The sequence below is a fragment of the Streptomyces sp. NPDC101165 genome, from assembly GCF_044768135.1.
GTDB lineage: Bacteria > Actinomycetota > Actinomycetes > Streptomycetales > Streptomycetaceae > Streptomyces.
In genome coordinates this window covers 283,825-297,643 of record NZ_JBIWPG010000002.1, presented here as the reverse complement: position 1 = coordinate 297,643, position 13,819 = coordinate 283,825, and the positions used below count along the sequence as shown (strand labels likewise).

11 protein-coding genes and 1 pseudogene are annotated in these 13,819 nt (G+C 71.6%); 5 read left to right on the top strand and 7 right to left on the bottom strand.

Annotation, left to right across the window (positions count from 1 at the left end):
• The first annotated feature begins 25 nt into the window (after positions 1-25).
• Positions 26-1,453 carry an FGGY family carbohydrate kinase gene (locus ACIRVH_RS04870; protein WP_403948234.1) on the top strand — a complete coding sequence of 476 codons (1,428 nt, stop codon included), beginning with the start codon at positions 26-28 and terminating at the stop codon, positions 1,451-1,453.
• A gap of 50 nt (positions 1,454-1,503) precedes the next feature.
• Here ACIRVH_RS04870 and ACIRVH_RS04865 read toward each other — a convergent pair whose 3' ends face one another.
• Positions 1,504-2,166 (bottom strand): DsbA family protein, encoded by a 663-nt coding sequence (locus tag ACIRVH_RS04865; protein ID WP_403948232.1) that lies wholly within the window; start codon positions 2,164-2,166, stop codon positions 1,504-1,506.
• Positions 2,167-2,305: 139 nt separating this feature from the next.
• Between ACIRVH_RS04865 and pepN the strand changes: the two genes are divergently transcribed.
• The 3 genes and pseudogenes from pepN to ACIRVH_RS04850 all read left to right on the top strand — a co-directional run.
• Positions 2,306-4,885, top strand: a complete 2,580-nt coding sequence (pepN, locus tag ACIRVH_RS04860) for an aminopeptidase N (RefSeq protein ID WP_403948230.1) — start codon at positions 2,306-2,308, stop codon at positions 4,883-4,885.
• Positions 4,886-5,092: 207 nt separating this feature from the next.
• Positions 5,093-6,130, top strand: a complete 1,038-nt coding sequence (locus tag ACIRVH_RS04855; RefSeq protein WP_403948229.1) for a hypothetical protein — start codon at positions 5,093-5,095, stop codon at positions 6,128-6,130.
• Positions 6,131-6,198: 68 nt separating this feature from the next.
• Positions 6,199-6,609: pseudogene (locus tag ACIRVH_RS04850) on the top strand (GNAT family N-acetyltransferase); the annotation flags it as partial.
• Here ACIRVH_RS04850 and ACIRVH_RS04845 read toward each other — a convergent pair.
• The 6 genes from ACIRVH_RS04845 to ACIRVH_RS04820 all read right to left on the bottom strand — a co-directional run bounded on the left by ACIRVH_RS04845 (position 6,559) and on the right by ACIRVH_RS04820 (position 13,169).
• Positions 6,559-7,926, bottom strand: a complete 1,368-nt coding sequence (locus ACIRVH_RS04845) for a glycosyltransferase (protein WP_403948740.1) — start codon at positions 7,924-7,926, stop codon at positions 6,559-6,561. The pseudogene ACIRVH_RS04850 and the gene ACIRVH_RS04845 overlap by 51 nt on opposite strands.
• Before the next feature lie 151 nt (positions 7,927-8,077).
• Complete coding sequence (locus ACIRVH_RS04840) at positions 8,078-9,193, bottom strand: serine hydrolase domain-containing protein (protein ID WP_403948227.1); 1,116 nt, start codon at positions 9,191-9,193, stop codon at positions 8,078-8,080.
• Positions 9,194-9,287: 94 nt separating this feature from the next.
• Entirely contained in the window at positions 9,288-11,042 is a 1,755-nt protein-coding gene (locus ACIRVH_RS04835) for a TIGR03767 family metallophosphoesterase (RefSeq protein ID WP_403948225.1), read from the bottom strand.
• Positions 11,043-11,241: 199 nt separating this feature from the next.
• Positions 11,242-11,730 (bottom strand): NUDIX hydrolase, encoded by a 489-nt coding sequence (locus ACIRVH_RS04830; RefSeq protein ID WP_403948224.1) that lies wholly within the window; start codon positions 11,728-11,730, stop codon positions 11,242-11,244.
• Between the two features lie 9 nt (positions 11,731-11,739).
• On the bottom strand, positions 11,740-12,720 hold the full coding sequence (locus tag ACIRVH_RS04825) for a pyridoxamine 5'-phosphate oxidase family protein (protein WP_403948222.1): 981 nt from the start codon (positions 12,718-12,720) through the stop codon (positions 11,740-11,742).
• 2 nt (positions 12,721-12,722) lie between these two features.
• Positions 12,723-13,169 (bottom strand): VOC family protein, encoded by a 447-nt coding sequence (locus ACIRVH_RS04820; protein WP_403948220.1) that lies wholly within the window; start codon positions 13,167-13,169, stop codon positions 12,723-12,725.
• A gap of 106 nt (positions 13,170-13,275) precedes the next feature.
• Between ACIRVH_RS04820 and ACIRVH_RS04815 the strand changes: the two genes are divergently transcribed.
• Entirely contained in the window at positions 13,276-13,818 is a 543-nt protein-coding gene (locus tag ACIRVH_RS04815; protein ID WP_403948218.1) for a CGNR zinc finger domain-containing protein, read from the top strand.
• Position 13,819: the final 1 nt, after the last annotated feature.

Here is a 13,819-nt window from a genome sequence, read left to right as displayed (position 1 = left end):
ACGAGCCAAACAAAAGGGGAGCCGCATGTTCGTCGGGATCGATGTGGGCACGTCCATGGTGAAGGCCGCCGCGTTCGACGGCGGTGGGCGCGAACTGGGTGTCGAGGCGCGGCCGGTGGGGCTCGATCTGCGCGGTGGGGCCGTGGAGCAGGACATGGAGGAGGTGTACGGGGCGGTCGTCGACGTCCTGGGGGCGCTGACCGCGCGGGTGCCGGAGCCGGTGGAGCTGGCCGGGCTGACCGGGCAGGGCGACGGGGTGTGGCTGGTGGACGGGGCGGGCCGGCCGGTGCGGCAGGCGGCCTCCTGGATGGATGGCCGCGCCCATGAACTGGTCGACCAGTGGCTGGCGGACGGCACCTTCGCGACCGTGTTCCGGCGCACCGGCAGCGCGATGTTCCCGGGCTGCCCGGGCCCGCTGCTGGCGTGGCTGGACCGGTACGAGCCGAAGGCCCTGGAGGCGGCCGCGGCGGCCGTGTACTGCAAGGACATGGTCTTCCAGCGGCTGACCGGCGCGGCCCGGGCGGTGACGGACGTGTCGGACGCGTCGATGCCGTTCCTGGACCCGCGCACCCGGTCCTACGACAACCGGGTCGTGGAGCTGCTGGGCCTGACCCATCGCCGGGGCCTGCTCGCGCCGGTCAGCGATCCGGTGGCGACGGGTGCGGCGCGCGGCGCGGGGCTGCCGCCCGGCACCCGGCTGGCGAACGGCCCGTACGATCTGCCGGCCTGTGCGCTCGGCGCGGGCGTCACCGCGCCCGGTGACGGCCTGCTGATCGTCGGCACCTGTCTGGCCGCGCTGGTCGCCACCACCGACCTGGACCTCGACGGCGAACCGGCCGGCCTGTACATCTCGACCGACCGGCCCGGGCACTGGCTGCGCGCGATGCCCGCGATGGTCGGCACGGCGGCCCTGGACTGGGTGCTGAACACGACGGGTGTGCGGCACGAGGAGGTCGACGCCCTGCTGGCCGCCACCCCGCCGGGCGCCCACGGGGTGCGCGTGCTGCCGTACTTCGCGCCCTCCGGCGAGCGCGCCCCCTTCGTGGAGCCCCGGCTGCGGGCCGAACTCACCGGTGTCTCCCTGGAGTCGACGCCCGCCGACCTGATCCGCGCCACCTGCGAGGGGATCGGCTACGCGGCCCGGCACTGCCTCGCGGCGGCGGGTCTGACCGGGACGCTGGCGGTGTGCGGCGGCGGCACCCGCAGCCCCGCCTGGATGCGGCTCCTGGCGGACGTGCTGGGCCGCCCGCTGCGGGTGGTCGAGGGCGAGGTGGGCGCGCGGGGCGCGGTGCTGGCGGCGGCCGAGCGGTTCGGCACGGCCCTGGACGCGGCGGCCTGGACCGAGCCGACCCGTGTGGTCGAGCCGGACGCGGACCGGGCCGCGTACTACGCGAAGGGGTACGAGGAGCACCTCGGGCGCCTGGCGGAGGCGCGGGAACGGGCCCGGCGTTGACCGGGCCCGTTCGGCAGGACGTACGGAATTCAGGGCTTCAGGTACAGGACTTACAGGTTGCTGAAGTCCGGGCCCTTGGTGCGGGTCCGCTTGATCTCGTAGAAGCCGGGGACGGAGGCCACGGCGAGGGTGCCGTCCCACAGGCGGGCCGCCTCCTCGCCCTTGGGGGCGGGGGTGACGACCGGACCGAAGAAGGCGATCTGCTCGCCGTCGGGGCCCGGGACCGCGATGACCGGGGTGCCGACGTCCTGGCCGACCTTCTCGATGCCCTCCTTGTGGGAGGCGCGCAGTTCGGCGTCGAAGTCGAAGTCCTTCTGCTCGGCGTACTCGATCAGTTCGGCGGGCAGACCGACGTCCGCGAGCGCAGCGGCGATGGCCTCCAGCGTCGCGCCCTCGCCGTTGTTGTGGAAGCGGGTGCCGAGCGCGGTGTAGAGCGGGCCGAGGATGTCCGCGCCGTGCTTCTGCCAGGCCGCGGTGACCACGCGCACCGGCTGCCACGCCTTGACGGCGAGCATCTCCCGGTACGCCTCGGGCAGCTCGTCCAGCTTGTTCTCGTTGAGGACGGCGAGGCTCATGATGTGCCAGCGGACCTCGATCTCACGGACCTTCTCCACCTCCAGCACCCAGCGGGAGGTCATCCAGGCCCAGGGGCACAGCGGGTCGAACCAGAAGTCCACGGGGGTCTTGCCGCTCGTGGTCACGGTCTCGGACATGCTTCTCCTCAGCGAAACGGGCTTTTGAAAGGTCAACATTCCCTTCGCCATCCCCATTCCCCGGTGTCCCGTGTCAGGAGTGCGTGGCAGGATCGGTCCTGATCCATCCCATCCAAGCGATCACGAGGGAGTGCCGCCTGTGCCCGGTGAGAATCTGACCCGCGACGAGGCCCGGGAGCGGGCCGCCCTGCTGTCCGTCGACGGGTACGAGGTGGCGCTGGACCTGCGTTCCGCCGTGGGCGACGGGGGCGGCGAGCCGCGCACCTTCCGCTCGGTGACCACGATCAGGTTCCGCTGCAACGAGCCGGGTGCGTCCACGTTCGCCGACCTGGTCGCCCCGAGCGTGACGTCGGTCACGCTGAACGGGAAGGATCTGGACCCGGGCGAGGTCTTCGACGGCACCCGGATCGCGCTGGAGGACCTGGCCGCAGAGAACGAGCTGACGGTCGACGCGCAGTGCGCCTACTCCCGCACCGGCGAGGGCATGCACCGCTTCGTGGACCCCGAGGACGGCGAGGTCTACCTCTACACCCAGTACGAGCCGGCCGACGCCCGCCGTGTCTTCACCAACTTCGAGCAGCCGGACCTGAAGGCGCCGTACCGCTTCGAGGTGCAGGCGCCCGAGGGCTGGACGGTGTGGAGCAACGGCACCGGGGAACTCACCGACGGCGTCTGGCGGTTCGCGGAGACGAAGCCGATCTCGACTTACATCACGTGCGTGGTGGCGGGTCCGTACCACTATGTGACGGACTCCTACGAGCGGATCTTCGAGGACGGGACGAAGCTGGAGATCCCGCTCGGCGCCCTGTGCCGCAAGGGCCTCGCGCCCTACTTCGACGCCGACGACGTCTTCCTGGTCACCAAGCAGGGCCTGGACTTCTTCCACGACCACTTCGACTACCCGTACCCGTTCGGGAAGTACGACCAGGCGTTCGTGCCCGAGTACAACCTGGGCGCGATGGAGAACCCGGGTCTGGTGACCTTCCGCGAGGAGTACATCTTCCGCGGCAAGGTGACGCAGGCCTCCTACGAGGCGCGGGCCAACGTCATCCTGCACGAGATGGCGCACATGTGGTTCGGCGACCTGGTCACCATGGTGTGGTGGGACGACCTGTGGCTGAAGGAGTCCTTCGCGGACTTCATGGGCACGTTCGCGAACGTCGGCGCGACCCGCTTCACCGACGCCTGGATCACCTTCGCCAACCGCCGCAAGGCCTGGGCCTACCGCGCCGACCAGCTGCCCTCCACGCACCCGATCACCGCGGACATCCGCGACCTGCAGGACGCCAAGCTCAACTTCGACGGCATCACCTACGCCAAGGGCGCCTCGGTGCTCAAGCAGCTGGTGGCGTACGTCGGCCAGGACGCGTTCCTGGAGGGCGCCCGCCGCTACTTCAAGCGGAACGCGTACGGCAACACGCGCCTGGGCGACCTGCTGTCGGTGCTGGCGGAGACCAGCGGCCGGGACATGTCCGCGTGGGCCCGCTCCTGGCTGCAGACGGCCGGGGTGAACTCGCTGACCCCGCAGGTGCTGCTGGACACCAAGGGCCGGGTGACGGAGCTGGCGGTGGTGCAGGAGGCGCCGGAGTCGCACCCCGAGGAGCGCCCGCACCGGATCGCGGTGGGCCTGTACCGCCGTACGCCCGAGGGCGCCCTGGAGCGGTACGCACGCGTGGAGACGGACGTCGAGGGTCCGCGCACGGTCGTGGCGGAGCTGGCCGGCGCCGAGGCCCCGGAGCTGGTGCTGGTCAACGACGACGACCTGACCTACTGCAAGATCCGCTTCGACGAGACATCGCAGGCCACCCTGCGCGAGCACCTGGGCGCGCTCACCGACCCGCTGGCGCGCGCCCTGTGCTGGTCGGCGCTGTGGAACCTGACCCGGGACGCCCTGCTGCCGGCGCGGGACTTCGTGGACCTGGTGCTGCGGTTCGCGGGCCGGGAGTCCGACATCGGCGTGCTGCAGATGCTGCACGCCTGGGCGGACTCGGCGCTGGTGCGCTACGCGGCCCCCGAGTGGCGGGCGACCGGCGAGGAGCTGCTCGCCGAGGGCGCGCTGCGGGAGCTGCAGGCGGCCGAGCCCGGCAGCGAGCACCAGCTGGCCTGGGCGCGGTTCTTCGCGACGGTCGCCGCCGGCGAGACGGACCTGGCACTGCTGAAGGGCCTGCTCGACGACACGGAGACGGTCGAGGGTCTGGAGGTGGACCAGGAGCTGCGCTGGGCGTTCCTGGAGCCGCTGGCGGCCCACGGGGTGGCCGACGAGTCCGTCCTCGCGGCCGAACTGGCTCGTGACGACACGGCGTCCGGCAAGCGTCACCAGGTCCGCTGCCTGGCCGCGCGCCCGTCGGCGGCGGTCAAGGCGCAGGCCTGGGCGCAGGTCGTGGAGTCCGACGCCCTGTCGAACGCGCTGGTGGAGGCGACGATCGCGGGCTTCGACCGGCCCTCGCAGCGGGAGCTGACGGCGCCGTACGCCGAGAAGTACTTCGCGGCGATCGAGCGGGTGTGGCAGGAGCGGTCGATCCAGATCGGCATGGACGTCGTACGGGGCCTGTTCCCCGGCTTCCAGGACCGGCAGGAGACGCTGGACGCGACGGACGCGTGGCTCGCGGCCCACGCGGACGCGGCGCCCGCGCTGCGCCGGCTGGTGCGGGAGGCGCGGGACGACCTGGCGCGCTCGCTGCGCGCACAGGCGTGCGACTCGGCGGCCGCCGGAGCGTGATCCTTGGCCTGAGCTTTCCCGGTCGGTGACCGTTACGGAATTCAGGCAATAGCAGCCGTAACCCCTGGTCCGCACCCGATTGGACCAGGGGTTTTCCGCGCCTACTCGGCACCCGAACACGCGTCCTTTAGTACCGTCTTGTCCGCATTCATCGACGGCCGTGTAACAGCGGTTAAAGAGGGGACAGAGCGCGGGAATCCCGACGCCATGACGCACAACACCCCGCTCTCCCCCCGCCCCCTCCGTCACCTCTCCGAGGTCCACCGCCGTGTTCTGACGGCGGGCCAGCTCCGCTCCCACGGCGTCTCCACGGCCGAACTGAACGAACAGTGCCGCTCCGGCGGCCCCTGGCAGCAGCTGCTGCCCGGCGTGGTCCTGCTCCACCCCGGCCCGGCGACGAGCGAGGAGCGGCTGCACGGGGCCCTGCTGTACGCGGCGCGGGAGTCGGCCCCGGCCGTCCCGGCCCAGCCCACGGCCGACGAGCCGCACCGCCCGGTGTACACGGACGCCGTCATCACGGGCCTCGCGGCCCTCACCCTGCACGGGTTCTCCTCCACCCCGCCGCTGCTCTCGCTGGACCGCGTCGACGTCCTGATCCCGCGCCTGCGCCGGCTGCGCTCCAGCGGGTACGTCCGCGTCCTGCGCACCCCCTCCCTGCCCACCCCCTGCGCGGTGACCGGCCTGCCGGTGGCGCCGGTGCCACGCGCGCTGGCGGACGCGGTGGCCGAGCTGACGGACGCGGGCGCGGTACGCCGGCTGCTGACCGAGGCGGTACGCGCCGGCCACTGCGAACCGGCAGCGGTCGTAAAGGAGTTGACCCAGGCCAAGCTGCTGAACCGCCCGCACGTGGTGGACGCGGTGGACTCGCTGGTGGCCGAGGGCCGGGCGATCGCGGAGACCCGCCTCTACCGGATGGTCGCCGAGTACGGCCTGCCCGACCCGGTCTGGAACGTGGACCTGCGCCTGCCCGGCGGCCCCCACCTCGGCGGCGTGGACGCGTACTGGCCCGAGCAGGCGGTCGCGGTCGAACTGGACACCCGGGCACCCCGCCAGGACGAGGACGCCCTGTGGTCGGAATACGCGCGCAAGCGCGAGCACTTGGAACGCCTGGGGATCACGGTCGTCTACATCACCCCCAGGAAGCTCCGGGTGTCCCTGGAGCAACAGGCGGCGGTCGTCCGCACGGCCCTGATGGCATCCGGCGACCGCGACCCGGCCGCCTATGTCGTGGTGCTGCCCCGGTAGTGACGGACGGAGCACGCACCAGGAGGGGAGAGGAGGGGCCACCGGCGCGACGCCGGTGGCCCCTCCTCATGTCCAACTCCCGTCGGCGACAAGCACGTTACCGTGACGGGATGAGCGATGAAGCCGTCGTACTGCGTCCCGCTCGCGAGGACGACCTGACCGTGCTGGAACGGTTCCTGCTGGAGCCGGAGACCGCCGGACCGTTCCAGTGGTACGGCTGGTCGGACCCCGGGCGGTTCCGGCGCCGCTTCGCCGAGAACGGGCTGCTGGGCGAGGACGGCGGCCTGTTGATGGTGGCGGCCGCCGCCGACCCGCTCGGGTTCGTCGCCTGGCGCAGGCGCGTCGTCTCGCCCTCCACCCACTGCTGGAACATCGGCGCCCAGCTGCTGCCCGAGGCCTGCGGGCGCGGGATCGGCACCCGGGCCCAGCTAGAGCTCGTCCGCCATCTCTTCACCCACACCCCCGTGATGCGGATCGAGGCGGACACCGAGGCCGAGAACATCGCCGAGCAGCGGGCCCTGGAGAAGGCCGGCTTCACTCGCGAGGGCGTATTGCGCGGCATCGTCTTCCGGGACGGCAAGTGGCGTGACGGCGTCGCCTACAGCGTGCTGCGCGGCGACCAGTTGCCCGCCCGCCGGTGAGGCGTACACCTCGTCGAGCAGCGCGGCGTACGCGGCGATCATGCGGGTGCGGCTGAAGCGCTCACGGCTGCGTTCCAGGGCGGGAGCCAGCTCGGCGCGGCCCGCGATCGCGGCCGACCAGGCGAGGGCGATCGCTCCGGGGTCGGGCGGGGTGACGAAGCCGTGGCCGGTGACGATCGCCGCGCTGTCGCCGACGTCCGTCGTCACCGGGACCGCGCCGCACATCATGCCCTCGATCAGGCACAGCGGCGCCGCCTCCCCGGAGACGGAGGTCAGGGCGACGACGTCGGAGCCCGCGTAGACGGCCTCCATGTCGTTGCGCACGCCGAGCAGGTGCACCCGGCCGGCGAGGCCCGGCTCCCCGGCGAAGGCGGCCGCCAGGTCCGCCCGCAGGGCGGGGTTGGCGTCCGTCATCCCGGCCCCGCACATCACCACGTGGCCGCCGCCCTCGCGGGCCAGCCAGGTCCGGGCGGCCCGGAGGAAGAGCGGGACGTTCTTCATGTGCGCGTAACGAGCCGCGAAGACCACCACCGGGGCGGCGGCCGGGATGCCCAGGGACGTGCGGAACGCCAGCCGGGCCGCCGCGTCCGGGCGGAACCGGAGCAGGTCGACGCCGTTGGGGATCACGTGCAGCAGCTCGGCCGGGATGCCGGCGGCCTCGTAGGCGGCCCGCGTCGACTCGGCGCAGCACACGCACGCCGCCACCGTGCCGTCGGCGATCGCCGCCTTCAGCTCGTCCAGCGCGGGGCCCTGGTTCTCGGGGTCGGAGCGGTGCAGGCAGACCACGACCGGGCGGCGGGGCAGCCCGGCCTGGTTCAGGAGGGCGAGCGGCTGCTCCTTGAGGGAGAGGATCACATCCGCCCCGGCCATGGCCCGGGCAGTTTCGGCCAGCTCCGGTCCGCTGAAAACAGACGCCGCGACCGAGCCGTCCACCAGACCCGCGGTGCGGCCCAGCGACGTGACGCCGACCTCGCCGGCCGTCAGCGCGCGGTAGCAGTGGTCGTCCTCCATGCGCTGCCTGGTGGCCTCGCGGTGGACCTCACCATGGATGCTGAGTACCTGGTGGGACTGGCCGCCCTCGGCCAGTCCCAGTACGACGTCACTGTGCACGATCCGGGCCCCTCCGGAGAAGAAGCCCTCGTAGACCGACAGCACACGCAGTCCGTGCCTCGTACGCACACGACCACCCGCCTTGCATAAATGATCGAGAAGATCGAGCCAACCCCGTCCACAGCGGGTTAGCCGATATGAGGCGGTACGGACATTACGTACGGGTTAACACAGAACTACGCGAATGAAACGTTGACTAACAGAACTCCCCTTCCACCACCGCGATCATGTCCCCGGTCCAGTCCCCGTTGAAATTGACCGCCAGGGAGTGGCGGCCGTCGGCGGTCGTCACCGCCGCGGAGACGGAGCCGTGGATGCCGCCGTCGTGGCCCCAGACGTGAACACCGCAGCTCAGCGTGATGTCCGCCACGCCGAGGCCGTACCCGGTGTCCTTCACCGTGGTCTTCATCTCTTTCAGCTGCCGGGGCGGGAGCAGCTTGCCCCGCAGGAGGGCGCTGTAGAAGCGGTCCAGGTCGGCGGAGTTCGAGATCATCTCGCCGGCCGATGAGCCGATGGCGGGGTTGAGCTTCGTGACGTCGTACGACGGGCCCGTCGTCTCCGTGAACTTCGAGTAGGCGCGGCTGCTGGGACGCGGGACGGTGACCCGTGTGCCGGGGAGGGAGGTGGCCGTCAGGTGCAGCGGGGCGATGATGCGGCGGGTGATCTCGTCGGCGTACGAGTGGCCCGTCACCTTCTCGATCACCATGCCGGCCAGGACGTAGTTCGTGTTGGAGTACTGCCAGGACGTGCCCGGTGCGAAGTCCGGCTCGTGCTTCATCGCGATCGCCACCAGGTCACTCGGGGTGATGATGTCGTAGCGGTGTGCGTAGAAGCCGTCCTTGGTGAAGTAGGTGCGGCCGAAGTCCTCGTCGGAGGTGTAGTTGTAGATGCCGCTGGTGTGGTTGAGGAGCTCGCGGACGGTGATGCGGCTCCCGTCGTGGCCGTGGCCGTGCACCACCCCGGGCAGCCACTTCTCCACCGTGTCGTCGAGCGACAGCCGGCCCTCCGCCTCCAGCTGGAGCAGGACGGTGGAGACGAAGGTCTTGGTGATGCTGCCGACGCGGTAGCGGTCGGCCGTCGAGCGCGGCGCGCCCGTGCGGGTGTCGCCGACGCCGGCCGCCGTGGACCAGGTGCCGTGGGTGTCCTTCGCGGTGGCGGTCACGCCGGGCACGCCGGCCCGGACGGCCGCCTCCATCGCCTTGCGCGTGGCGGAGTGGCCGCCCGTGGCGGGGCCGGCCGCGAGGGCCGGGCCCGCCACGGCCGCCGACAGGACCAGGGCGGTGGCGCCCACCAGGGTCGTACGTGCACGCATGTGTTCCCCCAACTGTGCCGTTCGGTTCGGTCGGGGGAAGGGACCTGGTGGTGGTCTGCGAAGGTTGCCTGCCTGTAGGCCGGTTGAGTGAATATCAGCCCTTATTGAGCACCAGTTCGGTGTTCCGGTCGGCCGCGGCACCCGCGAGGGTCGTCTTGGCGCCGGGGGCGTTGTAGGCCAGCTCGCGGTAGAGGGCGGCGAGGCCGGTCTGGGAGAGGTCGGCGAAGTCGGTGCGGTGCGGGGCCGCGGACTCGATCAGGGTGGTGAACAGGGAGATGGTGCCGTCCTTGTTGTCCACCAGCTCGACGATCCGGGCGAGGTGCGGGTAGTCGACGTGCGAGGCGGTGGAGATCTCCCAGAAGGAGCGGCCCCCGGACGCCTGGTGCGGGGTGATGACGTTCTTGTGGATGTGGCCGTTCACCCAGGCCAGCACGTTGGCGTGGGCGGACAGCAGCGAGACCACCTCGGCGCCGTTGTGGCGGCGCTCCCCCGGGTGGGCCGGGTCGGGGCGGGTGTTGGTCATCGTCTTGCTGGTGTGGTGGCTGAAGACGACGGCGTAGGAGTCCTTGTTGTCCGTCAGGGTCTTCTTCAGCCAGTTCAGCTGGGCGGTGCCGACGGAGCCCTCGTAGTGGCCGCCGGCGTCGGTGGTGTCGAGGCTGATGCCGATGACGTCCTCGGAGATGCGGAAGGCGTAGTACTGGGTGCCCGCGTCCAGGTTCGCCGAGGAGTAGCCGTGGCCGACCGGACCGATGCCCTGGTGGGCGGGGTCCAGGTGGGCCTTCAGATAGTCCGCGGAGGTGTACGGCGCCCGCTTCTCGTCCGGGGTGACCGAGCGCATCGAGCGGGCGTGGGCCTTGAGGAAGTCGCGGTAGCCGACGCCCTTGGGGTCGGTGGCCTGCTTGATGGCGTCCTGGAGCTTCTTGGCCTCGGCGGCGGTGACGTTCATCAGCTTCTTGCCGCCGATGGCCGCCTCGGCGAGGTAGGGGTCGCCGTGGGAGCCGTAGCAGCCGAGCGGGAGGGCGTCGTGGTTGCCGACGGTGGAGTACCAGGGCAGGTTGAGGCCGGGGCTGCGCACCTCGCGGATCGCGGCGGCCAGGAAGCCCTTCAGGTACGGGAAGCCGAGCGCCTTGTCGCCGTCACGGGTGGTGGAGTCGGGCTGCCAGTACAGCTTGAGGCCGCTGTTCTGCACGCCCTCGAAGTGCCGCGGGTCACCTGAGTTGGGCGTGATGCGGCCGCCGCTCATCACCTTCATGAACCACTCCAGTTCGGAGTGGGCGTTGTTGTCGGTGTTGTCGCCGGTGGTCATGACGAAGTGGAGCGGCGAGCCGGTGACGGGGGCGCCGCGCAGCGCGTTGACCCGCTCGACGAGCGAGATGGCGCCCTGGACGGTCAGCGCCTCCTGCGGGCGCCAGGCGTGCGGGTCGGTGGAGCGCAGGTACTCCAGGCGCAACGGGTGCTGGACGTCCTGCAGGTGCAGGTCGGTGAACTGCACGAACGCGGCGAGGGGCGTACGGCGGGACGTGCGGCCCGACTTGGGGGCCGCCAGCTCGCTGCGCACGACCCGCTTCCACCCCGCGCCGTCGCCGAGGCGCCGGTAGCCGGAGCTGGTGCGGGGTGCGGCGACGGAGGAGAGGGTGGTGCCCTTGGTGTAGGGCGCGAGTGCGGTTGCCGCGGCGGCCTGCCGGGAGTGGGCGACGGGCGCCTCGGCGGTTCTGGCGGCGGCCTGGCTGTCGGTGGGGCGCAGGGCGTAGCCGACGCCCGCGGAGAGTGATACCGCTCCGGCGGCGGCGAGGACGGTACGGCGGTGGACCCCCAGAGCGGAGGTGGCGACAGAGCGTATGCGCGACATGGCGCGATCTCCCCGAGTGCGAACGCGTCGGCAGTGGTCGCGGGCGATCGCTCTCGCGAACATCCCGCTCGCTCTGGATGCTTGGCACCGGGGATGACCTGTGCGTGAACACGACAGCAACGCGCAGCGCCGATCACCGTACGTGGATCTCGGGGTAGAGGTGCGGTCACGGAGTCGATTGCGCGTGGCCGGAGGACGGTTACTCCTCGTTCATCTCCCGGGGTACGGGACGGGCCCCGGGGTCCAGGTGTCCGGCCGCCGGCCGCTCCCGCCACAGCCGCAGCGCCACGTCGACCAGACGCACCCGGTTCAGGCCCGGCAGGGCGTCCAGGTCCTGCCAGGCGGCGAAGTCGGTGGAGCCGCCGACCTCGTGGCGGAGGTCACCGCCGGCGATCTCGCCCGCGTAGAGGATCCGCACGCCCTGGTGGTCGGCGAGGCGGCGCAGACGTCCGCCGCGGAAGACGCGTCTGCTGGTGTCCACGCCGAGCAGACCGGTCACCCGGATGCGGTAGCCGGTCTCCTCGGTCACCTCACGGCGGACGGTGTCGTACGGGTCCTCGCCGTGCTCCATGCCGCCGCCCGGCAACACCCACTCGGGGGTGCCGTCGAGGCCCGGCGAGCGGGCGAGCAGGATCTGTCCGTCGCGGACGCACACGGCGTAGGCCGCCACCCTCAGCTTCCGTCGCATGGACGGACGTTAGCGGGTGGGCTCCGGGTTGGCCGGTGAATATTCGGGCGCGGACCAGCGCAGCGGCAGGGCGGCGGGGGTCTCGATCGCCTCGGCGACGGTGAAGTGGACCGTTCGCTCGCCGTCGGCCGTGAACTCGGTGTGCGCCTCGCCGGTGAGCTGCAGCACCGTGCCGGTCGTCCAGTCCAGGAAGAGCAGCCCGGCGCGCGGGTCGGTGCGCAGGTTGCCGAGGGTGAGGAACATCGCGTTGCCGGAGTAGTCGGGCCAGCTCAGCTCGTGCGGTGAACGGACCTGGACGAAGCCGGGGTTGCCGCCGCGGTGGCTGACGTCGGCTCCGCCGGGGTGCACGGTGGCCAGGAAGAAGGTGTCGGCCGAGTGTACGAACTCCGCTGTCTGGTCGGTGAGTTCGCTCAGTCGGTGGGGGGTGCCTGGTGTGCGGTCGGCGAGGGTCTCGTAGGACTCCCGGCGTTGGATGTACTTGGGGCAGTTGGAGAAGACCTGTTCTGCGGTGACGGCAAAGCCGCGGCTTGTCGGCCTCACCCGGCCATTGAGGCGCATGCGGCGGCGGGTACGGGGATCCACGGCGATGGTGCCTATGTGAGTGCCGGGGGTTTTGAGGGCCGTGGCGAGCGGGCCTCCGTCGTTCGGCTGCGGGTTGTCCGTGGTTGCTCGCGCCCACGCGGCGGTAGCCGCACATCCAACAGAGCCCCGCGCCCCTTTGGGTTGGCCGTCCTGACCGGCGTCCGTGATGACCGACATCTGCCGGGGTCCGGTGGCCCGGACAAATCCAGGTGCGCCCGTGAGCGCCGACGCCCACACCCTCCCCGTCTCCGGATCCGCCGCGCCCACGACCAGCAGGGGCTGGATCTCCAGGAAGGCCGCCGCGACCGGCTTGATGTCCTGGCCCAGGGAGCGGCCGACGTGGTCGGCGCGGTCCCGGACGCCGGCCAGGTCCTGCAGGGCGCGCGAACCGGCGTGATAGACACTCATGGCTAGAAGAAACCGCAGGTCGGAGCGGATGCGTGGGGGGCGGGGGCGGTCTCGGCGCCCAGTGGTGCGGAGATCTCCAGGCGGGTGCCGTCCGGGTCGTGGAAGAAGATCCCGCCGGAGGCCGCACCCTCCCGGTGGGCCACCACGCCCTCGTGGGCGAACTCCGCCCCGGCTGCGCGCAGCGCCGTCTCGTACTCCCGGACCCGGTCCATCGAGTCGGCCGCGAAGGCCAGGTGGTGCAGTCCGGCCCGGCCGCTGTCGTACCCCTCCCGCGCCTGCTGCCAGAGGGTGAGGACGGGGCCTTCGCCGCCGTCGCCCAGGAGCGCGTAGCGCCGGTCGTCCTCCTTGCCCTCGGCGAGCAGGGTGAAGTCCAGGACGTCCCGGTAGAAGGCGAGCGAGCGGTCGAGGTCGGTGACGTTCAGGCCGGTGTGGCCGGTGCGCAGAGTCATGGCTCCCCCATCGGGTCTTGTAACCGTTGACATCAGGGTAGAGGGTTAGAGGCGGAGGTGCAACCGGTCACGTACTCTTGAGCGGTTAGCCGAGAAGGAGTGCCCGATGTCCACCGCCCGCGATCCCCGACCGCTCACCGGTGAGCCCCTCGCCCTCGACCTGATCAACACCCGCTGGAACCGGGAGGGCGTCACCCAGGACCTGCTCGCCGACACCGAGGGGCTCGCGGTGTGGCTCGCGAGCAACGGGCTCGACGGCGCCCACCCGGCCGACGAGGACGTGCTGGACCATGTGCGCCAGGCACGGGATGCGCTGAAGGCCGCCGTGGACGGGTCACCGGCCGAGGGGGCACCGCTCGTCGACGCCGTCCTCGCGCACGGGCGCATCCGGGCCCGGCTGACCGAGCGGGGGGCGGCCGAGGAGCCCGAGTTCGCCGACCCGGCCTGGGGTCCGGCCTGGCTGGCCGCCCGGAACTACCTGGAGTTGCTGGCGCAGGCCCCGGACCGGATCCGTACCTGCGCCCATGAGACGTGCATCCTGCACTTCTTCGACACGTCCAGGAACGGCACCCGCCGCTGGTGTTCGATGGCCGCGTGCGGCAACCGGGCGAAGGCGTCCCGTCATTACGCCCGCTCCAAGGAGAACTGAG

What these genes read in the sequence shown, in the direction of transcription:
- ACIRVH_RS04820 (WP_403948220.1), bottom strand. Translation starts at nt 13,169, where the DNA reads ATGACTCTGCGCACCGGCCACACCGGCCTGAACGTCACCGACCTCGAC.
- ACIRVH_RS04815 (WP_403948218.1), top strand. Translation starts at nt 13,276, where the DNA reads ATGTCCACCGCCCGCGATCCCCGACCGCTCACCGGTGAGCCCCTCGCC.
- ACIRVH_RS04840 (WP_403948227.1), bottom strand. Translation starts at nt 9,193, where the DNA reads ATGCGTGCACGTACGACCCTGGTGGGCGCCACCGCCCTGGTCCTGTCG.
- ACIRVH_RS04870 (WP_403948234.1), top strand. Translation starts at nt 26, where the DNA reads ATGTTCGTCGGGATCGATGTGGGCACGTCCATGGTGAAGGCCGCCGCG.
- ACIRVH_RS04855 (WP_403948229.1), top strand. Translation starts at nt 5,093, where the DNA reads ATGACGCACAACACCCCGCTCTCCCCCCGCCCCCTCCGTCACCTCTCC.
- ACIRVH_RS04825 (WP_403948222.1), bottom strand. Translation starts at nt 12,720, where the DNA reads ATGAGTGTCTATCACGCCGGTTCGCGCGCCCTGCAGGACCTGGCCGGC.
- ACIRVH_RS04830 (WP_403948224.1), bottom strand. Translation starts at nt 11,730, where the DNA reads ATGCGACGGAAGCTGAGGGTGGCGGCCTACGCCGTGTGCGTCCGCGAC.
- ACIRVH_RS04835 (WP_403948225.1), bottom strand. Translation starts at nt 11,042, where the DNA reads ATGTCGCGCATACGCTCTGTCGCCACCTCCGCTCTGGGGGTCCACCGC.
- ACIRVH_RS04865 (WP_403948232.1), bottom strand. Translation starts at nt 2,166, where the DNA reads ATGTCCGAGACCGTGACCACGAGCGGCAAGACCCCCGTGGACTTCTGG.